This is a genomic window from Ornithinimicrobium ciconiae (genome assembly GCF_007197575.1).
Classification (GTDB): domain Bacteria; phylum Actinomycetota; class Actinomycetes; order Actinomycetales; family Dermatophilaceae; genus Ornithinicoccus; species Ornithinicoccus ciconiae.
In genome coordinates this window covers 3,837,264-3,856,656 of the sequence record NZ_CP041616.1, presented here as the reverse complement: position 1 = coordinate 3,856,656, position 19,393 = coordinate 3,837,264, and the positions used below count along the sequence as shown (strand labels likewise).

23 protein-coding genes are annotated in these 19,393 nt (G+C 68.8%); 16 read left to right on the top strand and 7 right to left on the bottom strand.

Annotated elements, in window-relative coordinates:
* Positions 1–2: 2 nt before the first annotated feature.
* The 3 genes from FNH13_RS17860 to FNH13_RS19870 are packed head-to-tail and all read left to right on the top strand — an operon-like array spanning position 3 to position 2,404.
* Positions 3–158: a DUF4177 domain-containing protein gene (locus FNH13_RS17860; RefSeq protein ID WP_143784681.1), complete on the top strand. Its 156-nt coding sequence runs from the start codon at positions 3–5 to the stop codon at positions 156–158.
* On the top strand, positions 155–628 hold the full coding sequence (locus tag FNH13_RS17855) for a RidA family protein (protein ID WP_143784680.1): 474 nt from the start codon (positions 155–157) through the stop codon (positions 626–628). The genes FNH13_RS17860 and FNH13_RS17855 overlap by 4 nt, the downstream gene beginning before the upstream one ends.
* 3 nt (positions 629–631) lie before the next feature.
* Positions 632–2,404 (top strand): MBL fold metallo-hydrolase, encoded by a 1,773-nt coding sequence (locus FNH13_RS19870; RefSeq protein ID WP_321169204.1) that lies wholly within the window; start codon positions 632–634, stop codon positions 2,402–2,404.
* Here the strand turns inward: FNH13_RS19870 and FNH13_RS17845 are convergent.
* Positions 2,401–3,078: a Crp/Fnr family transcriptional regulator gene (locus tag FNH13_RS17845; RefSeq protein WP_143785225.1), complete on the bottom strand. Its 678-nt coding sequence runs from the start codon at positions 3,076–3,078 to the stop codon at positions 2,401–2,403. The genes FNH13_RS19870 and FNH13_RS17845 overlap by 4 nt on opposite strands.
* 134 nt (positions 3,079–3,212) lie before the next feature.
* Here FNH13_RS17845 and nth point away from each other — a divergent pair, with 134 nt between their 5' ends.
* Together nth and FNH13_RS17835 are read left to right on the top strand one after the other, a co-directional pair.
* The gene (nth, locus tag FNH13_RS17840; protein ID WP_228266739.1) at positions 3,213–3,869 is read left to right on the top strand and encodes an endonuclease III; all 657 of its coding nucleotides are present in this window, start codon (positions 3,213–3,215) and stop codon (positions 3,867–3,869) included.
* Positions 3,866–4,564 carry an NUDIX hydrolase gene (locus FNH13_RS17835; protein WP_143784679.1) on the top strand — a complete coding sequence of 233 codons (699 nt, stop codon included), beginning with the start codon at positions 3,866–3,868 and terminating at the stop codon, positions 4,562–4,564. Before nth ends, FNH13_RS17835 begins: the two co-directional genes overlap by 4 nt.
* Before the next feature lie 132 nt (positions 4,565–4,696).
* Here FNH13_RS17835 and FNH13_RS17830 read toward each other — a convergent pair whose 3' ends face one another.
* From FNH13_RS17830 to FNH13_RS17820, 3 genes are all read right to left on the bottom strand, one after another.
* Positions 4,697–5,119: a phage holin family protein gene (locus FNH13_RS17830; RefSeq protein WP_143784678.1), complete on the bottom strand. Its 423-nt coding sequence runs from the start codon at positions 5,117–5,119 to the stop codon at positions 4,697–4,699.
* 270 nt (positions 5,120–5,389) lie between these two features.
* Complete coding sequence (gene acs / locus FNH13_RS17825) at positions 5,390–7,354, bottom strand: acetate--CoA ligase (protein WP_143784677.1); 1,965 nt, start codon at positions 7,352–7,354, stop codon at positions 5,390–5,392.
* Between the two features lie 152 nt (positions 7,355–7,506).
* A complete protein-coding gene (locus FNH13_RS17820) occupies positions 7,507–8,121 on the bottom strand; it encodes an AMIN-like domain-containing (lipo)protein (protein WP_143784676.1) in 615 nt (204 codons plus the stop codon).
* Between the two features lie 137 nt (positions 8,122–8,258).
* Here FNH13_RS17820 and FNH13_RS17815 point away from each other — a divergent pair, with 137 nt between their 5' ends.
* The 5 genes from FNH13_RS17815 to FNH13_RS17795 all read left to right on the top strand — a co-directional run bounded on the left by FNH13_RS17815 (position 8,259) and on the right by FNH13_RS17795 (position 12,925).
* A complete protein-coding gene (locus FNH13_RS17815; RefSeq protein ID WP_228266479.1) occupies positions 8,259–9,128 on the top strand; it encodes a Fic family protein in 870 nt (289 codons plus the stop codon).
* 535 nt (positions 9,129–9,663) lie between these two features.
* On the top strand, positions 9,664–10,395 hold the full coding sequence (locus FNH13_RS17810; protein ID WP_143784675.1) for a hypothetical protein: 732 nt from the start codon (positions 9,664–9,666) through the stop codon (positions 10,393–10,395).
* Positions 10,396–10,421: 26 nt separating this feature from the next.
* Positions 10,422–11,576, top strand: a complete 1,155-nt coding sequence (locus tag FNH13_RS17805) for a TadA family conjugal transfer-associated ATPase (RefSeq protein ID WP_228266478.1) — start codon at positions 10,422–10,424, stop codon at positions 11,574–11,576.
* Positions 11,577–11,579: 3 nt separating this feature from the next.
* Positions 11,580–12,308, top strand: a complete 729-nt coding sequence (locus FNH13_RS17800) for a type II secretion system F family protein (protein ID WP_143784674.1) — start codon at positions 11,580–11,582, stop codon at positions 12,306–12,308.
* Positions 12,305–12,925 carry a type II secretion system F family protein gene (locus tag FNH13_RS17795; protein WP_143784673.1) on the top strand — a complete coding sequence of 207 codons (621 nt, stop codon included), beginning with the start codon at positions 12,305–12,307 and terminating at the stop codon, positions 12,923–12,925. The genes FNH13_RS17800 and FNH13_RS17795 overlap by 4 nt, the downstream gene beginning before the upstream one ends.
* 13 nt (positions 12,926–12,938) lie before the next feature.
* Here the strand turns inward: FNH13_RS17795 and FNH13_RS17790 are convergent, their stop codons facing one another.
* Positions 12,939–14,309, bottom strand: a complete 1,371-nt coding sequence (locus tag FNH13_RS17790; RefSeq protein ID WP_143784672.1) for an FAD-binding oxidoreductase — start codon at positions 14,307–14,309, stop codon at positions 12,939–12,941.
* A 132-nt stretch (positions 14,310–14,441) separates the two neighbouring features.
* Between FNH13_RS17790 and FNH13_RS17785 the strand changes: the two genes are divergently transcribed.
* The 3 genes from FNH13_RS17785 (at position 14,442) to FNH13_RS19775 (ending at position 15,865) form a co-directional block, all read left to right on the top strand.
* Complete coding sequence (locus FNH13_RS17785; RefSeq protein ID WP_143784671.1) at positions 14,442–14,927, top strand: Dps family protein; 486 nt, start codon at positions 14,442–14,444, stop codon at positions 14,925–14,927.
* 165 nt (positions 14,928–15,092) lie between these two features.
* The gene (locus FNH13_RS17780; RefSeq protein WP_143784670.1) at positions 15,093–15,470 is read left to right on the top strand and encodes a hypothetical protein; all 378 of its coding nucleotides are present in this window, start codon (positions 15,093–15,095) and stop codon (positions 15,468–15,470) included.
* 239 nt (positions 15,471–15,709) lie between these two features.
* Complete coding sequence (locus tag FNH13_RS19775; RefSeq protein ID WP_321169203.1) at positions 15,710–15,865, top strand: DUF4244 domain-containing protein; 156 nt, start codon at positions 15,710–15,712, stop codon at positions 15,863–15,865.
* A gap of 1,157 nt (positions 15,866–17,022) precedes the next feature.
* Here the strand turns inward: FNH13_RS19775 and FNH13_RS17770 are convergent.
* Together FNH13_RS17770 and FNH13_RS17765 are read right to left on the bottom strand one after the other, a co-directional pair.
* Complete coding sequence (locus tag FNH13_RS17770) at positions 17,023–17,235, bottom strand: helix-turn-helix transcriptional regulator (protein WP_143784668.1); 213 nt, start codon at positions 17,233–17,235, stop codon at positions 17,023–17,025.
* Positions 17,228–17,575, bottom strand: a complete 348-nt coding sequence (locus tag FNH13_RS17765; RefSeq protein WP_143784667.1) for a hypothetical protein — start codon at positions 17,573–17,575, stop codon at positions 17,228–17,230. The genes FNH13_RS17770 and FNH13_RS17765 overlap by 8 nt, the downstream gene beginning before the upstream one ends.
* Before the next feature lie 802 nt (positions 17,576–18,377).
* Here FNH13_RS17765 and FNH13_RS20025 point away from each other — a divergent pair.
* Genes FNH13_RS20025 through FNH13_RS20020 form a run of 3 tightly spaced genes read left to right on the top strand, consistent with a single transcriptional unit; the run spans position 18,378 to position 19,393 of the window.
* Positions 18,378–18,542, top strand: a complete 165-nt coding sequence (locus tag FNH13_RS20025; protein ID WP_143784666.1) for a DUF4244 domain-containing protein — start codon at positions 18,378–18,380, stop codon at positions 18,540–18,542.
* Positions 18,543–18,567: 25 nt separating this feature from the next.
* Positions 18,568–18,918 (top strand): hypothetical protein, encoded by a 351-nt coding sequence (locus FNH13_RS19150; RefSeq protein ID WP_165700169.1) that lies wholly within the window; start codon positions 18,568–18,570, stop codon positions 18,916–18,918.
* The gene (locus tag FNH13_RS20020) at positions 18,812–19,393 is read left to right on the top strand and encodes a zinc-ribbon domain-containing protein (RefSeq protein ID WP_143784665.1); all 582 of its coding nucleotides are present in this window, start codon (positions 18,812–18,814) and stop codon (positions 19,391–19,393) included. Before FNH13_RS19150 ends, FNH13_RS20020 begins: the two co-directional genes overlap by 107 nt.

Below are 19,393 nucleotides of genomic sequence, written 5' to 3'. Positions count from 1 at the left end.
GCATGGCCACATGGGAATACGCAACCGTGCCGTTGATCGTGCACGCCACCAAGCAGATCCTCGACCAGTGGGGTGAGGACGGCTGGGAGCTCGTCCAGGTCCTCCAGGGTCCCGACGGCGGCAACCTGGTCGCCTACCTGAAGCGGCCGAAGGCATGAGCGCCGTCGAGGACCGTCTGGCCGAGCTGGGCCTGACGGTGCCCGAGGTCACCCCTCCGCTGGCTGCCTACCTGCCGGCGGTCCGGCACGGGGACCTGGTCTTCACCTCTGGGCAGCTCCCGATGGTCGATGGTGTCCTGTCGGTCACCGGCAAGGTCGGCGAGGGCGAGGGCCTGGTGGACCCCGAGACGGCCAAGAAGGCCGCCGAGCGCTGTGCCGTCAACGCCATCGCCGCCGTCAAGGCACTGGTCGGTGACCTGGACACGGTGACCCGCGTCGTCAAGGTCGTGGGCTTCGTGGCCAGCGACCCCTCGTTCACCGGTCAGCCGGGCGTCATCAACGGCGCGAGCGAGCTCCTGGGCAAGGCCTTCGGCGACGCCGGCATCCACGCGCGCTCCGCCGTCGGTGTCGCGGTGCTGCCGATGGACACCCCGGTCGAGGTGGAGATCACCGTCGCCGTGTCAGCCTGAGCGGTGACCTACCGCGACTTCCCGATGCCGGCGCGGCTGAGCGAGCCGGTCCAGGCCTGGGTGGATGCCGGAGGCCGTGCCGGTGCGGGCGAGCCCGCCCCGGCGAAGCCGTCGTCGACGGTGATGCTGCTGCGCCCTGGGGCTCAGGGGCCCGAGGTCTTTGTGCTGCGACGTGCCACGACTATGGCCTTCGCCGCCAACATGCTGGCCTTCCCCGGTGGTGGGGTCGACCCGCGTGACGCCGATCCGGACGTCCCCTGGGCCGGCCCGAGCCCCCAGGGGTGGGCCAGCCGGCTGCGCACCAGCGTCGAGCGTGCCCGTGAGCTGGTCATCGCCGCTGCCCGGGAGGTCTTCGAGGAGTGTGGGGTGCTGCTGGCCGGTCCCGATGCGGACTCGGTCGTGGCTGACCTCACGGCACCGGTCTGGGACGAGGTGCGCGACGCGCTGCTCGCCCGCGAGCTGTCCTTCGCGGAGCTGCTCATCCAGCGCGATCTGGTGCTGCGCACCGATCTGCTGGGGCTGCGGGCGCACTGGATCACCCCGGAGGCAGAGCCCAAGCGTTATGACACGCGTTTCTTCGTGGCCCGCCTGCCGGAGGGGCAGCTCGCCGACGACCGCAGCTCAGAGGCGGCCGTGGTGCTGTGGGAGTCACCGCTCGTGCTGCTGGCCCAGCACGACGCCGGGGAGCACCTGATGCTGCCGCCGACGCGGGTGATGCTGGAGCAGCTGGCCCGCGCCGACTCGCTGGACGTCGCGCTGGATGCTGCCGCCGAGGTCTGGCCGGTGATGCCGTGGCCGGCCGAGCGCGACGGCGTCCTGTGGATGCGGGCACCGATCGACGCGGCGGGCGACGGACTGCCGCAGTCCGCTCCCCAGACACGGACTGCGGACACGGACACGAACACAGACTGCGGACACGGCCACGACCTAGCCTCCGTCGACGGCCGCGACCACGGAGAGGAACTCGACATGACGCCCTGGAGCGGTGGACCCCTGGGCGAGCGGACCACGTGTCGGCTGTGCCCCAACCCGGGCCCCATGACGCTGGATGGGACCAACACCTGGATCGTGTCGGAGCCCGGGGCCACGGAGGCGGTCGTGATCGACCCTGGCCCGTTGGACGAGGACCACCTCCAGCGGGTGCTCGCGGACGTGGCAGCGCGCGGGGCGCGGGTCGCTCTGCTGCTGTTCACCCACGAGCACTTCGACCACGCGGAGTCCATGGAGCGCATGCGGGAGCTGACCGGCGCCCCTGCACGGGGCAACTTCCCGGGAGCGGAGCCGCTCGCCGACGGCGAGCTCCTGCAGGTCGGTGGGGTGCGGCTGCGGGTCGTGCTGACTCCCGGCCACACCATGGCCTCGGTCTGCTTCCTGCTGGAGGAGGAGAGGACCCTCTTCACCGGCGACACGATCCTGGGCCGGGGCACGACCGTGGTGGCGCACCCGGACGGCCAGCTGGGGGCTTATCTGCACAGCCTGGAGAAGATCGCCCACCTCGTGGACACTGACGAGGTCACCACCCTCGCACCGGGTCACGGCCCCGTGCTCACCGACGCCGCCGGCACCGTGGCGCAGTATGCCGCGCACCGCCAGGAGCGGTTGGCGCAGGTCCGGCAGGCCGCCAGTGGGCGAGCAGACCTGCCGCGTCCGGAGCTGGCCGACCTGGTCGTCTCGACGGTCTATGCGGACGTGCCGCAGGACGTCTGGCCGGCCGCACGGCAGAGCGTGCTGGCCCAGCTGGACCACCTCGGCCTCGGCATCGAGACGGCCGTCTAGCGGGAGCGGCGCCGCAGCCGCTCGAGGTCGATCAGGGTGACCGACTTGGCGCCCAGCACCAGCCAGCCGCGGGTCGCGAAGTCGGCCAGTGCCTTGTTGACCGTCTCGCGGGAGGCGCCGACCAGTTGGGCGAGCTCCTCCTGCGTCAGCTCGTGGGCCACCTTAACCCCGGTGTCGGTGCGCTTGCCGAACCGCACGGACAGGTCCAGCAGGGCCTTGGCGACCCGTCCGGGCACGTCCGTGAACACCAGGTCCGACATGTCCTCGTTGGTGCGCCGCAGCCGACGGGCCAGGCCCGCGAGCATCATCATGGCGACCTCGGGGTGCTCCTGGAGGAAGGAACGCAGATCGGCATTGCCCAGCGAGATGAGCTCGGACTCGGCGACCGCACGAGCGCTGGTGAGCCGGGGTCCGGGGTCAAACAGGCTCAGTTCGCCAAACATCTCACCGGGGCCGAGCACCGACAGCAGGCTCTCCCGGCCGTCCCCGCTGGTGCGCGCCAGCTTCATCTTGCCGGTGACGATGACATAGAGAGAGTCGCCGGGGTCGCCCTCCTCAAAGACCGACTCGCCTCGTGCGAGCCGGATCGGCGTCATTGAGTCGACGAGCCGCATCGCGGTCTCGTCGTCCAGGGCCGCAAACAGCGGTGTCTTCTTCACGACTTGACGGTCCACGGTGGTCATCCTGCCACTAACGTCACTGGTTGTGTCGAGTGTCTGCTCTGATGTCTATGGTTGGGGACGTGAGCCAAGCCGTCGAGACCCCCACCGGAGAGACCGCTCTCGCACTCACCCGCAGGGCTAGGCGGATGTATCGCTTGCTGGCCCAGCGCTATCCCGATGCGCACTGCGAGCTCGACTTCACGACGCCCTTTGAGTTGCTCGTCGCGACGGTCCTGTCCGCGCAGACGACCGACGTGCGGGTCAACCTGGTGACTCCCGAGCTGTTCCGCCGTTATCCCGATGCTCACGCTCTGGCGGGGGCCGAGCGCACCGATGTCGAGACGATCATCGCCTCGACGGGCTTCTTCCGTGCCAAGACGGACTCCCTGCTCAAGCTCGCGGCCAAGCTCGTCGAGGACTACGACGGTCAGGTGCCCGGGACGTTGGTTGACCTGGTCACCCTGCCCGGGGTCGGCCGCAAGACCGCCAACGTCGTGCTGGGCAACGCCTTTGGCGTGCCGGGCATCACCATCGACACCCACTTCGGGCGTCTGGCGCGTCGCTTCGGCTGGACCGCGGAGGAGGATCCGGTCAAGGTCGAGCATGCCGTCGGCGCCCTGATCCCCCGCAAGGAGTGGACCCAGCTCTCCCACGTCCTGGTCTTTCACGGTCGCCGGACCTGTCACGCCAAGAAGGCCGCGTGCGGTGCCTGCCCGGTGGCCAGTCTCTGTCCCGCTTTCGGCGTCGGCGAGACCGACCCGGACAAGGCCGCCAAGCTGGTGCGCAGCGCACCACCGCGATGAGTGGGGAGCGGCCCGGCTCGGCCGCTGCCGCCCAGGACGACACGCAGGCACCGGGTTGGCTGCGGGACCTGGCGGCGCGTGCGGGCCGTCCTGAGGGGACGGCGCCGTGGGCCCGGATGCTGCCACCGGGCGGCCAGCCTGGTCATCGCCAGTCGGCGGTGCTGTTGCTCTTCGCCGGCTCCCACCCTGGTGATGGCTCCGGGGTGCCGGCCGACCTGTCCATCTTGCTCACCGAGCGGGCTCACACGCTGCGATCACACCCCGGTCAGGTCTCCTTCCCCGGTGGACGGGCCGAGCCGTTGGACCCCGACCTGACGGCGACGGCGCTGCGCGAGACCCACGAGGAGGTGGGGGTCGAGCCAGCCAGTGTCGCGGTGGCGGGCAGGCTGCCACCTCTCAGCCTGGTGGTGAGCTCGCACGACGTCTCACCCGTCCTGGGATGGTGGGCGCGGCCCGGACGGGCCTGGGCCCGGGAGCCACGAGAGGTGGCTCGCGTGCTGCAGGTGCCTGTGGCCGATCTGGCCCACCCGGCACACCGTTTCCGGGTCGGGCATCCCGGAGGCTGGGTGGGCCCGGCCTTCCAGGCCGAGGATCTCGTGGTCTGGGGGTTCACCGCGATGGTGCTGGACGGCATACTCCGCCTCGGCGGGTGGGAGCTCCCGTGGGACGAGTCAGACGTGCGTCCCGTGCCGTGAGCGCGACTCGATCTGCGCGCAGGGTCACGCCACGCTCAGATCAGTGCGGGCACACAGAGTGGAACTGGCGCGCAGAGTGGAGCGGGCATGCGGAGCGGGGCGGGCATGCGGAGTGGGGCGGGCGCGGGAAGCCTAGGCGGAGGTCTGGGTCGGCTTGACGGACGCCTTCAGCGTGGTGACCGTCTGCTGGGCGTTCTCAATGGCCCGCACCGGCTTGGGCTGGGCCTTCTTGATGTAGAGGAAGTAGCCAGCCGCCCCCAGCCCGGCAATGATCAGCAGCAGCACGCCGGAGACGATGAGCAGCGAGGCCCACATGGCCAGTCCCAGGGCGCCGATGCCCCACGCAGCAGCAAGCAGGAGCAGCCCGAGCATATAGAGCGCAAGGACGCCAGCGATCGCAAAGAACACCGCGCCCTTGCCCAGCTTGGTCACGCCGTCTGTCACTTCGGTCTTGGCGAGCTCGATCTCGCCACGGACGAGCGTGGACAGATCATTGGTCGCGTCGGACACGAGCTGTCCGATCGTCCGCTCGGGAATCTGGTTGCCGGTCGTCATGGCCCAAACACTAACGCGAGTTGGCCACTGGCACAGGTTGAGTGCCCACCAGGCGGCGGAGCGGGCGGACGGTGAGGGCACAGAGAAGGGGTGTCCACCCGACACCCCCTGTTCGTGTCGGGTGGACACCCTGTCGACTCCGGTCCCGTGACAGCCGGTGCGCGCCGCTATCCGAGGGAGTGGACCGCGGCGGCGATGTCGATGGCTTTAGTCTGCCGTGCCGATGCTCTACTGCGGCCCCACGAAGAGTAAGTTCTTCGCAAAGAAAAACTACGTCGCCAAACCCTCCTTGATCAGGTCCATCACGGAGCTGTCGGCCAGCGTGGTGACGTCACCGACTTCACGCTTCTCCGCAACGTCCCGCAGCAGCCGGCGCATGATCTTGCCGGACCTGGTCTTGGGCAGCTCAGCGACGACCAGGATCTGTCGTGGCTTGGCGATCGGGCCGATCTCCCGGGCGACGTGGTTGCGCAGTTCGGTCACGAGCTCGCCGCCCTCGCCCTCCTCGTCAGCCTCGTGCAGCGCCTCGGAGCGCAGGATGACAAAGGCCACCACGGCCTGACCGGTCATCGCGTCGGTCGCGCCGACCACGGCGGCCTCGGCGACCTTGGGGTGGCTCACCAGGGCCGACTCGATCTCCGTGGTGGACAGGCGGTGGCCTGAGACGTTCATGACGTCGTCCACCCGGCCCAGCACCCACACGTTGCCGTCCTCGTCCTTCTTGGCGCCGTCGCCCGCGAAGTAGAGACCCTTATAGCGGGACCAGTAGGTCTCCTTGTAGCGCTCCAGGTCACCCCAGATGCCGCGGAGCATGCCCGGCCAGGGGCTGCGGGCCACCAGGTAGCCCCCGGACCCGTCGGGCACCGAGTTGCCCGCCTCGTCGACCACATCGAGGTCGATGCCGGGGACCGCCAGCTGGCAGGCCCCTGGGCGGGTGGCCGTCACGCCGGGCAGCGGGCTGGCCATGATGGCGCCGGTCTCGGTCTGCCACCAGGTGTCCACGATGGGGGTGCGGTCCCCGCCGATGACCCGGCGATACCACATCCAGGCCTCGGGGTTGATTGGCTCGCCCACCGAGCCCAGCAGACGCAACGAGCTCAGGTCATGGGCGTTCGGGAACTCCTCACCCCACTTCATGCAGGCGCGGATCGCGGTCGGCGCGGTGTAGAAGACGCTCACCTTCTTGTCGGCGATGATCTCCCACCACCGGCCCTGGTGCGGGGTGTCCGGTGTGCCCTCATACATCACCTGCGTGGCGCCCAGCGCCATCGGGCCGTAGACGATGTAGCTGTGCCCGGTGACCCAGCCGATGTCGGCCGTGCACCAGTAGACGTCGCTCTCGGGGTGCACGTCGTGGACCACGTGGGAGGTGTAGGCGCACTGGGCGAGGTAGCCGGCGGTGGTGTGCAGGATGCCCTTCGGCTTCCCGGTGGTGCCGGAGGTGTAGAGGATGAACAGTGGGTGCTCGGAGTCGAACGACTCGGGGATGTGCTCGGGCTCGGCCGCCTCCAACTGCTCGTGCCACCACAGGTCACGGCCCTCGTGCCAGTCCACCTCGCTGTCGGTGCGCTTGATGACCAGGACGTGCTCGACGGTGGTCTCGCCGCTGACGGCATCGTCCACCGCCGGCTTGAGCGCCGAGGGCTTGCCACGGCGGTAGCCGCCGTCGGCGGTGATCACCACCTTGGCCTCGCCGTCGGCGATCCGGCTGCGGAGCGCATCGGCGGAGAACCCCCCGAAGACGACGGAGTGCGGCGCCCCCAGCCGGGCGCAGGCCAGCATGGCGACCACGGCCTCGGGGATCATCGGCAGGTAGATCGCCACCCGGTCGCCAGGCACGACTCCCAGGCCGCTGAGCACGTTGGCGGCGCGCTGCACCTGCTCGTGCAGCTCGGCATACGTGAAGTCTTTGGTGTCACCTGGCTCGCCGACGAAGTGCAGGGCCACCCGATCGCCATTGCCGGCCTCGACGTGCCGGTCGAGACAGTTCACCGAGGCGTTGAGGGTGCCGCCGCCGAACCACTTCGCGACCGGTGCCTCGGACCAGTCGAGCACCTCGGTGAAGTCGGTGTCCCAGGTGAGGTACTTGCGTGCCTGATCGGCCCAGAACCCCTCCCGGTCGGCCGCAGCCTGGTCGTACAGCTCCTGGGTGCCATTCGCCTGCGCGGCGAACTCGGGGGAGGGCGCAAAGGTGCGCTCCTCCTGCAGCAGGTTGGACAGGGTCTCCTCGGCCACGATGCCTCCTTGAGCGGGGTGTGTCTCCTGACAGCAAACACGCTTGCCCCGACAGAGGCAACAGCGACCCCCGCACGCGGCGACGACCGGTGCCCACCGGGGGGCAAACGGTCGTCGCTCGCGCGGTCAGCGGTTGCCCGCCGCGACCGGGCTCACCAGCGGTGGGCGACGTCGACGACCAGGCGTGCCCCGTCGCCCGGACCGTCGAGCACCATCACGCGGAAGGGCAGCCGTGCCCGCACCCCCAACCCGAGGGTCGTCTGCCCCTCGAAGTTGCCGGCCAGGGCGACCTGGCGGAAGGTCGCCCAGTCCCGCACGTTCACGAGACGGTCCGGGTCGGCCGGGGTGTAGGTCGCGGCCCCCGACGCGTCGGCGGGTGCCCGCAGGATGATCTGGAGGTCGGCCGCACCTGCTAGGGGGACGACTATGCCAGAGCCGTCCTCGTGGACGGCGTCGACATAGCGCACGTCGTAGGTCATCGATGCCGGGACGTCGTCGACGTCGACTACCAGCCGGTCGAAGCAGGGATGCTGCCCGGCGCGGACGTCCTCGACGGTGCCGGTGGTGTGGACCGTGCCATTGGACTTGGCCAGGGAGCCCCAGTAGATGCCGCAGTAGGCGCTCGCCTGCATCGTCGAGCTGACCGCGGTGTCCAACGCTCCGGTGTGGCCGGGGGTCGACGTCGGACTGGCCGCCGCCGGGAGAGCGAGGCCGAGCACCAGGGCGGCAGCGAGGCCGGCCCAGCCGCGGGGACGGATGTGGTTCATGATGCTCCTCCTCCGGGCGGGACCTGGGCCTCCCAGGTGGTTGGTCCGTGCCCGTCTCTGCCCGGTATGACGCCGCTCGCGGCCCGTAGGTTGGTGCGCCTGTGGAGCACTGCTGCGGTGGACCTACTGTGAGTCCCGTGAGTTCTGGGATCGATGTTGCCGACCAGGTCCGTTCGCTGCTGGGCCTGCCCGGCGTGGGGGACGCCGTCGACGGTGCCCGGGAGGCCTGCACCCAGCTGCGCTGGCACCAGGCGCTGCGTCGGCGGATCCCGGAGGCGGCCGCCGAGTCGCGCGTCCGGGGTGCCACCGCGACAGCTCTGCTGGAGGGTTCGGAGCCCGCCGGGTCCGAGGGCACCGTCCGGCTGGTGCGTGATCTCGTCCGGGGGGCAGCCACCTGGCCGGTGGACCCCGACCCGGTCGAGCGCGTGCTCAAGGCGTCGGTGCAGGTCACCAGCGCGACCGAGTCCGCAACGAGTGCGGCGCTGGCCAGCCCGGCCCAGCTGCTGGCCCGGCTGCACGTCGCGGCGGCGGCGGACCTGCTGCCCCCCGATCAGGTGGGCCGGCCGCGTCGCTCCGGTGAGGACTCGTCCGAGTTCGGGGACCTGGGCCCGGCAGTGCCCGCCGAGGAGGTCCCGCAGCGGCTGGAGCTGATCTATGACCTGCTCGGCGCGCTGCGGGCGGGTGGGTCTGCGCTCGTGGTGGCGGGGCTGGTGCACGCCGAGTTGGTCTCGGTGCGTCCTTTTGTGACCGGCAACGGTCTGGTCGCCCGGGCGCTGGAGCGGGTCGTGCACCGGGTCGGCGGTCTCGACCCGACGGGAGTGGCCGTGCCCGAGCTGGGGCACAGCCAGAAGGTGGGGGCCGACTACCGCGGTGCCCTCACGGCATACGGGCAGGGTGGCACCGCCGGGGTGCGGTTGTGGTTGCTGCACTGTGCCGACGCCGCCGCAACGGGCGCTCAGGCCGGCGAGCTGATCGCCGACGCCGTGCTCGCCGGACGTCTGACCTGAGGCGTAGGGCTTCCCAAAGTCCCTGATCGGGAGTAGACATGGGGTGTGCAGCAGGCGCTGACCATCTGCTGCCAGCGGTGACAACCCGGGCACCCACGCGCGGGCAGTCCACTGATGGACCGTTCGAGGTCCGGCTTGTCCGGGCCCGACAACCGAGATGCACGCACTGATCACCCGGCCCGCCACCGCCGCGGATGACGCTCCCGACAGGGAGCGTCATCCCCATGTCTGCACCGTCTGGCCAACTCACGGGTAGCCGGCCATGGTGCGGCCATGTGTTGTTTGCCGGAAGTTTGCTCAACGTGCTGGGTGTGGTGCATACTTGTGCGTACAGCGCTCCCCGCAAGGGTTGCAGCGCGGGCGTTGCAGGTCATCCCCCCCTGACCTGCAGCGTCGACGGCCCCCGCTCCCCCGCGGGGGCCGTCCCCTTTTCCGGGGCAGGTGACTCATCCACAGCTCGTGGCCGAGCCCTCGCATGTCCACAGAAAGTCCCTGGTGCACGGCCGCGAGCCGTGGTGTGCGAGACGGTCGGTCCATGGTGACAGCGCAGCAGACAGTGGCTCCAGACGGCGGATTCGTCCTCGGTGTGCTCGGTGCCTCCGGAGGTGTCGGCGCGAGCGCCCTCGCCACGGCGTGCGCGACGCGCGCCGCCCGGGCGGGCCGAGACGTCGTGCTGGTCGACGCCCGGCCGTGGAGCGGTGGCATCGACGTGCTCGCCGGCCTAGACGCCGCTCCGGGCCTGCGCTGGCCGGACCTGGCCGGAGTGCGCGGCGACGTCGACCCGCAGCGGCTGCTGGAGGAGCTGCCGGTCAGTGAGATCGGCTTCCGCTGTCTGTCCTGGGCTGCTGGAGCCCTGCAGGGGCAGGTGCCCGGGCCGGACCCCGTGCTCAGTGCGCTCAGACTCGCGGCGGCGGTCACCGTGGTCGACCTGCCCGGACCGGCCAGCGCCGGGGGCCAGGAGCCGTGGTGGGTGGCGTGCGACGAGCTCGTCCTCGTCGTGGACGCCTCCATGACGGGCCTCGGGGCTGCCATCGTGCTGGCGGAAGCCTGTTCCCCCACCGGGGTTGTGTTGCGCACGCCGACTCACCTGGCGGAGGAGGAGATCGTCACTGTGGTGGGAGCTCCCCTGCTGGCCTGTCTGGAGCACGACCGTGCCGTCACCCGCTGCCTGGAGCAGGGCGCCCCCGTTGGAGACCAACACGGTGGTCTTGCCGATGCAGCAGATCGCTTGCTGAGCGCCGTGCTGCCGGGGCTGCGTGCGGCGTGATCGGCAGGGGAGGGAGGCAGCCGGCGGTGGCGGCGGACCGGAGTCTGTCGGACAACGAGCACGTGTGGCAGCAGATCCGGGACGGCAGGTCGCCGTCGGCGCAGGTCGTCGACGGGATCGCTGAGCAGGATGCTCTGCGGCTGGGCAGTGTCGGTGTCGCGGCCCTGCGGCGTGACCTGCGTGGCGAGGTGCTCGGGGGTGGTCCGCTCGAGCCGCTGCTGGCGGACCCATCCGTGACCGACGTGCTCGTCAACGGCGTCGACGGGGTCTGGGTCGACCGTGGCGAGGGTCTGCAGTCCGAGCCGGTGCGCTTCGCAGACGCTGACGCGGTGCGGCGGCTGGCGGTGCGTCTGGCGACCCTTGCCGGTCAGCGCCTCGACGATGCCTGCCCGTGGGTGGACGGACTGCTGCCTGGGGGAGTGCGGCTGCACGGCATTCTGCCGCCACTGGTCGCCGACGCAGCCCACCTGAGCCTGCGGATCCCTCGGCGGCACAGCCCTGACCTGGCGACCCTGCAGGAGTGGGGGATGTTCGACGGTGCGGTGGCGGAGATCCTGCGCGCAGTGGTGCAGCGGCGCCTCTCGTTCGTGATCACCGGGGGGACCGGATCGGGCAAGACCACCCTGCTCGGCGCGATGCTTCAGTCCGTCGACCCGGGGGAGCGCATCGTGCTGGTGGAGGACACCCGTGAGCTGGCGGTGCGGCACCCGCACGTGGTGCGACTGCAGGCCCGGGCTGCCAACGTCGAGGGCAGGGGGGAGGTCACCCTGACGACCCTGGTCCGGCAGTCCCTGCGGATGCGCCCCGACCGCCTGGTTGTCGGTGAAGTCCGCGGCGCGGAGGTGCGCGAGATGATGAGCGCCCTCAACACCGGGCATGAGGGTGGGGCGAGCACCTTGCACGCCAACGCCATCGCGGACGTGCCGCCCAGGTTCGAGGCGCTGGGGGCGCTCGCCGGGTTGCCGACCGAGGCGGTCCATGCCCAGTTGGCCAGTGCGATCACGATGGTGATCCACCTGGCCAGGCACCAGGGGCGGCGTTCGTTGCGCGAGATCGGGCTCGTGCGGCGGGCCCCCGGAGCACGGCTCGCGGAGGTGGTGCCAGCCCTGAGTCAGGACCACGGCAGAGGATCGGGCTGGCCCGAGCTGTGCGGGTTGCTCGGTCTGGGACCTGAGGGCTGAGCCATGAGCCTCATGGTCGCCCTCCTCGCCGCCCTCGTGGTGCTGGCCGCTCCGCCAGGTCGGGCGGAGAGCGCGTTGCGGGCGCGGCTGCAGGTCTGCGCCATGGACCTCGCCGTGGACCAGCGGTCCGGCTGGCGCAGGCCGTTGCTCGCCGTGGCCACCCGGCTGGGACTCGGCAGGCACCGTGCTGGGCCCGCGTCCGACGCGTGGCTACCAGTGCTTGATCAACTGGCGGCGTCTCTGCGGGCCGGGCTCCCACCGACAGATGCGCTGGCCCTGACCACCAAGGACTCCGGCCGCGACGTCCGGCGCACGCTCGAATCAGTCCTGGATGCCGCACGGGAGGGGCGGCAGTGCGCGCCGGCGTGGGCCCGGGCGGCGCGGGCAACGGGCCGGCTGGAGCTCCAGCTGCTGGCCAGGTCCTGGGCCATCAGCGAGCAACTGGGCGCACCTCTGGCCGACGCTGTGGACAGCACGGCCCGGTCAGCGCGCTCGCAGACCGAGCTGTCCAGTCGGCTCGCAACGGCGACTGCCGGGGCCAGGACGACCGCCACCATCCTGAGTCTGCTGCCGGTGGCAGGGGTCGGCGTGGCCCTCCTCATGGGGATCGGGCCGGTCGACCTCTACGGCTCTCCCACAGCAGTGGTGAGTCTTGCCGTCGGGCTCCTGCTCATCGCTGCGGGTCGGGTCGTGGTCAACGGCATGGTCGACCGTGTCACGGACCAGCGATGACCTGGTCGCTGCTTCCCGCAGCTCTGGTCGCCCTCGCGGTGCTGGTCTGGCCGACCCGGCAACGGGCGCCAGCTTTTGTGCCGGGGCCGGATGGTGGGGGCGTCGCCGGTGCTACAGGGGCACGTGTGCTCCGAGCTGCGGCGCCTTGGCGACGCAGCCAGGTCGAGCCAGAGCTTGCCGTGCCTGACGTGCTTGACCTGGTGGCGCTCGCGCTGGACGCCGGAGCGAGCACGACCGCTGCGTTGCGTGCTGCTGCAGACCGCCTGCCCGGCCGCGGTGGCACGGAGCTGCGGGCGGTGGCGGCTGCCCTCGAGTGGGGGATTGGAGACGAGGCTGCCTGGTCCGCAGCTCCGCACCGCTGGGAGCCGGCGGGTCGTGCCCTGCGGCTCGCCTCCCATGCCGGGGTGCCGCCAGCAGGTCTGCTCCGGCGTGCCGCCGAGGACGCGCGCCGCGAACGGCTCCACGCGGTCGAGGCCGCGACGGCCCGCCTTGGGGTGCGGCTCGTGCTGCCGCTGGGTCTGGCCTTCCTCCCCGCCTTTGTGCTCACGGCCGTCGTGCCGGTGGTCCTGGCCCTGGCTGGTCAGTTGCTCGGCGGCTCGGGACAGCTGCTTCCCTGAGGCCACGCAGTGCCTACAGCATGACCCCCGGGTTGAGCAGCCCATCTGGATCGAGAGCGTTCTTGATGGCGGCGGTCATCTGCATCACGTCGGACCCGACCTGGTCCGGCAACCAGGCCTTCTTCAACCGCCCCACACCGTGCTCGCCGGTGATAGTTCCCCCCAGCGAGATGGCCAGGTCCATGATCTGACCAAAAGCGCGATGTGCCCGCTCGCGCTGCGCGGCGTCGGTGGGGTCGAAGGCGATGAGCGGATGGGTGTTGCCGTCGCCGGCGTGGGCGATCACCGCGATGGTCACGTCCTCGGCAGCCGCGATCGCTGCCACCCCGTCGATCAGGTCCGGCAGTGCTGGCAGCGGGACCCCGACATCCTCGAGGAGCAATGATCCCAACTTCTCGACCGCCGGGATCGCCGCTCGGCGGGCTGCGGCGAAGGCCTCGCCCTCAACGGGATCGTCCGTGCTGAAGCACTCCGCAGCGCCGTGGGCGGTGAACGCCTCCTGGATCAGCTCCACTTCGGCGCGGCCTGCGGCCCCGGGCGCGTCGGACTGCGCGAGCAGCAGGGCCTCGGCCTCGCGTGGCAGCCCCATCCGCAGGTGGTCCTCGACGGCGTTGAGGGTGACCTTGTCCATGAACTCCAGCAACGCAGGCCGGATGCGGTCGGTCACGGCCAGCACCGCGCGACTGGCGTGGCTGACCGACGGAAAGGTGCCGACCACGGTGCTGGCCGGTGGTTGGGCCGGCAACAGCCGCAGGGTGATCTCAGTGATGACGCCGAGCACCCCCTCGCTGCCCACAAACAACTTGGTGAGCGAGAGTCCTGCCGAGTCCTTGATCTGTCGTCCACCGAGTCGGACCGCACGACCGTCCGCGAGGACGACCTGCAGGCCCAGAACGTAGTCGCCGGTGACGCCATACTTGACGCAGCACAGGCCCCCGGCGTTGGTGGCCACGTTGCCGCCGATCGAGCAGATCTCGAACGACGAGGGATCCGGCGGATACCAGAGCCCATGCTGTGCCGCGGCGACCTTGACCTCGGAGTTCATCAGACCGGGCTGCACCGTCGCAGTTCGGGTGGGCAGGTCGATGTGCAGCGCCCGCATGCGCTCGGTGGACAGCATCAAGGCTCCGTCGACCGCTGTCGAGCCACCGGACAAGCTGGTGCCTGCTCCACGGGTGACGAGCTTGACGCCATGGGCGGCGCACCAGCGCACTGTCTCCTGGACCTCATCCGTGCTGGTCGGACGGACCAGCGCCAGCGGTGTCCCGGCATCCGGGTCCAGTGCGCGGTCCTGCCGATAGGTAGCCAGGGTGTCGGCATGAGTCACCACCGATCCCGGAGGCAGTGCGCGGATCAGGTCGGAGAGGGGAGAGCCAGGAGCCATGGCCCAACAGTAGGGGCCTGGCGGGACCTAAGGTCAGCCTGTGCTTGCTTGCCGGATCTCGTGATGTGGAGGAGATTAGACAGTGTTGGCCGCAGGTTCACCAGGCGGCCAGTCCACTGCTTAGGAGGCACGATGACCACTACCCACACTGCCGACGCGCTGGCCACCTCGTCCGAGGTCGCTGCCGGCGCAGCACAGTTGCTGTCGCCCGTCGTGATCGACCTGGAGGCGCTTGTCGTCGATGGCAAGCAGGCGCACTGGCACGTGCGCGGGCCGAACTTCGTGGGCGTTCACGAGTTGCTGGACCAGGTTGTCGCCCACGCGCAGGACTTCGCTGACACCGCGGCCGAGCGCATCGTCGCCATGGGCCTGCCCCTCGACGCCCGTATCGAGACCGTGGCCGCCAAGAACACCCTGCCGACGCTGACCGAGGGATTCATCTCGTCGGATGAGTTGATCCCGCAGGTCATCGCTCAGCTCGACGCCGTTATCGCAACCACACGCGAGGCCATCAAGGGCCTGGACGAGGTTGACTTGTCCAGCCAGGACGTGGCCATCGCGATCGAGCAGGGCCTGGTCAAGGACCGGTGGTTCCTCCAGGCGCACCTCGCCAACTGAGACCTACCGGGCAGCCCGTGACCGGGTGCTGCGTCCAGAGTCGACGTGCCGCGGGCCGTCGGAATGGTCGCGGCACCCGTCACGGGCTCTGCTGGCCCCACGCAGCTGAGCCCGTTGCTCGCCCCTCGTTTCGAGATATGGTTAGGCTAACCTACACTCGCAAGTGTGAGCCGTCGTCGAGGTCCTTCCCTGAAGGTGTGCATCTTCGCTGACACCTGCGACCTCGTCGCCGCGCAGCAGGTGCTGCTCGCGCTTCCGGCTGATGCGTACGGACAGGTTTACATTGCCGACGACGCCCTCCCGGTGTGCGGCCCGGAGCGGGTGCAGATCAACCGGGTGAGGACGCGACCGGGCGTGTGCGCCCTGGCCGAGGCCATGTCAGGGTGGGCCGCTGAGTGGCTCCCGGAGGGCATCGATGCGGTGAGCGACACCCCGACGGTCTGGGTCCTCCCGGGTGCTAGCGCCGCCCTCGCCGCTGCGGACCACGAGTGCGTCACGCGGCTGATCACGGCGTTGCCGAGCAGCCAGCTGATCCACGGCTAGCGCTCCGCGCCACAACGGCTGGAGACGACTCTTCAAACAGCACAAGGGCCACGTTCTGTCTCAGCAGGACGGGGTCCTTGTCGTGCTCGAAGGGGCCACCTGGGCCCGGTTCACTTGTGCACAACAGATCTCGGTCACCTGCCTTGTCCACAGATCCGTCAGCGCTCTGGTGGGCACCGGCACCATCTCGGCAGCCTCGTCCAAAGGGAACATCCAGTTCCCGTGAGGGATGGAGGCACATGATGAGGACATCACTGGACCGGCGTCACGGCTGGCGGCGACTGAGCAGGCAGCTGTCGGCGGCGCGAGAGGCGGGGATGACCACGGCGGAGTATGCCGTGGGCACCATGGCTCCATGTTGGTCAGCATGCTCCCGTTCTGGCCTGCGATTATGATGGCTACGAGGCGAGGACCACCTCAGCCAGCCTAGCGGCGTCGGGTCGTCGTCATGGCGGACGTCGCGGTCCTGCACGCCCACGGCTGGTAGCCCAGCCCAGTTTATGAGCGCCTCGGTGCGGGAGTCACCGCCGTGCTTTGCGAGCCGCTGATCCTTGAGGGCAGGTCGACAGCACTATCGGAAACGCGTGACGGTCTCAAGATGCTCGAGCCCCCCCTTCAGTGCCTCCCGGGCCGGCGGCACTTTCCACCGTGTCGCCCGGTGGGCCAAGTCAAGTCTCCGCCTTCACCCACCCGTACCTGCCTCGAACTCCAAACGCGGACGCTCCACCACCTTCCGGGCATCAGCAAGCGCCTCATCCGGCACGGGACAGCTGTTGCAGATGAAGGCAAAGTCGACGACTCACGAACTCTTGCCGTTGTCAGTCCTGTTGACCCCTCTGGGGAGTTCATATCAGACGAGGAAATTGACAAGATCTACCCTGGAGGGTCGCAATTTCTTGAGCATGCGACCTTCATTGAAGGGCTACAGGAATTGGAGGCATCACCCATACCCCGGAAAGTAGCCGCAGCGGGATCTATTGCAGGATACACATACATTCTACCCGAAGGGCAGTTAACCCTACCAAGCTCCGCGGCGATAGAAGCTGCCGCGTCCACGTCCGAGGGTGAGGTTAGCGGAACCGTGGGCTCGGAGGCGGGAATGGAGCCTAACATCTCAGTGCGGCTCAAGGGCAGCCGTGTTGCGATCGGTTTCAACACTACTGAGCAACAGATGCTGGGTAGCGGTGCGGCTGCTGCACTCACGGTAGCCATCTGTGCCTTTCCATTTGTCGGATGGCTAGCTTGCGGTGTTGCCTCGGTTGCAGTTGCGGTAGGGACAGCGTACGTGCTTAGGAATGGAATATGCTCGTCCGGGCGAACGCTCTGGTGGTATGACGTCAAGGGCGGTTCGACTATCCAGTGCCGATCCTCGCGTCCATTCTGAAGCACCGTCGGATCAAGCCTCAGGGGCTGGCACGGCACTCCGCTCGCCAGCCCCTGAGGCTTAGCGGAAGATTGCGGAACGACCGCCTCGATGCGATACGTCAACCCGACCACCTCCCAATATGCGCGCCACGACAGGTGGCCCGGCGAGTCGGCTAGCCAGGCAATCTTATTCCTGATCAGTCTTTAGTGTGAACAAATCCAAAATCTCTACGTCGAATGTCCGGGCCAGGCGGATGGCCAGTGGAAGACTCGGGTCGAAGCGCCCACGCTCAATTGCATTTATGGTTTGTCGTGAGACGCCCACGGACTGTGCCAATTGCTCTTGCGTTAAGGAGCGCTTCCGCCTGAAGTGTCCTACTCGGTTATCAACTTCACCCACGAAATCCTCCGCGCTTAACTGCGAAACGGATCCAGAAGGATGCTGTTATTAGAACCAGGTAGACAAATGTTGTGAGCCACGATGGAATAGATGGCGCGAGGGCGCTGATGCAGAATAGCACAGAGCCAAGGATGATGCAGTCCATATAGGAGCCCGCTCTTGCTTCCAGTCCAAGGCGAAACTCGATGCTGTCGGCTTCTTGTGAACGGTCGGCGCGGGCCTTGTTCTCTGTTGCCCTTTTCGTGAGAAGGCCAAGCAGCAAAACCGCCACCACCGCGATGGCGCCAATCATTACTGGGCTACCGTCGCCCGTCGAATAGTCAATGTCGAGTGCAGGCATACCGAACGTTCCCTCCAGTGCACATAGTTCAGCGTCTCGCCGCTTGTGGAATCCGTGACGGCGAACCTACATACCGAGGTGATCGATGTCAAGTGAACTTTCCAGAGCGGTGTACTAGGGCTTGTGGCTGCCTCGGTGCGGGAGTCACCGCCGTGCTTTGCGAGCCGCTGATCCTTGAGGGCAGGTCGACAGCACTATCGGAAACGCGTGACGGTCTCAAGATGCTCGAGCCGGACGAGGCGCTGGCTGATGCCCGGAAGGTGGTGGAGCGTCGGCGTTTGGAGTTTGAGGCAGGTACGGGTGGGTGAAGGCGGAGACTTGCTTTGGCTCGGCACCGCGAGGGTGTTCTTGACCTCTGCGGGGCTTCGGGTGAGCGAGATCCAGGTGGTCGGCAGTGTGGCCTGTGGGACGGACGGATACGGAGGCCTGAACCTGGAGTATTCACGGCGGGGTTGTGAGTGTGGGGAGGTGAGCGCGTCAAGGGCGGTTCGGGGGACGATGCCCCGACGGTGTGGGTGCTCCCGGCGCTACGACTGTTCTGTCTGCCACGGGCCACGAGTGTGTGACCCAGACCCGGCTCATCACTGCCGTGCCGAGCAGCCAGTTGATCCACGGCTGACCCACACCGTCAGCGGCCTGCCTTTCGTGTTAGCCCCGATCCGCCTTCTGGCGGGCCGGGGCTCAGCTGTGTGCACAGCGCGTGAGCCCATCGCCGTTTGTCCACAGATTCCCCGAGGGCCTGTCGAGGGACCAGCGCCCTGGATGAGTCTCGCCTAAAGGGAACAACCGGTTCCCCTCAGGGATGGAGGCAACAATGAGGAAGTCAGTGGAGCGGCGTCACGGGTGGCGCCGGCTGAGCGAGTCGCTGTCGGCCGCACGGGAAGCGGGGATGACAACGGCGGAGTACGCCGTCGGCACGATGGCGGCATGTTGGTCAGCGTACTCCCGTTCTGACCTGCGGGTTTGATGTCTACGAGGTGAGGAGAAGCGCGATGTCGGAGCAGGATCTGCTGGCCCGAGCCGACCGGATGCTGGAGACCGCTAGAAGCGTCCGCCAAACAGACCCGTCCGCCGCAGTCAGCCTGTCCGCGTCGGTCGTCGTCATGGCGCACGTCGCCGTTCTGCACGCCCACGGTCAGCAGCCGATTCCAGCTGATGAGCGCCGCCTTGGTGCAGAAGTCACCGAGTTGCTGGGTGGGTCTCTGGTCCCCGCAGACAGACTGACGGAACTACTGGATGTGCGCGACGGGCTCGGGACGGTCAACCCGGATGAGGCCCTGGCTGACGCCGGACGCGCCGTGGAACGTGCTCGTGGGGCAATCGAGGCCCAGTCGAGTTGCTGAGCGGGTGGGTTACGGTCGGGTGGTGCCTCAGCAGCCCCAGCCGACGGTCGCTTCTGGACGACCCGACCTCGCCGCTGAGTGGAGTCCCGCCAACGAGTTCACCGCCGACCAGGTGACGTTGGGGTCCAACCGGCGCGTCGAGTGGACCTGCTCGGCCTGCCGCCACGTCTGGACGTCGACGGTCGGCAACAGGGTCTACCGGAAGGCGGGCTGCCCACATTGTGCACGGTCGAGTAGGCCCGGCCCGTCGATAGTCGAGACCCATCCGCTGCTGATCGTCGAGTGGGACCGTGAGCGTAACGACCTGACTCCGGACCAGGTCAGCGCTAGCAGCACCGAGCGGGTTTGGTGGCGGTGCCCGGAGTGCGACCACAGCTGGCAGACGCAGGTGGTGAGCCGGACGAGTAAAGGGTCGAAGTGTCCGAAGTGCGCACGGGCCCGGATTCAAGGCCGAGCGCGACGTCGGTCAGGGTGA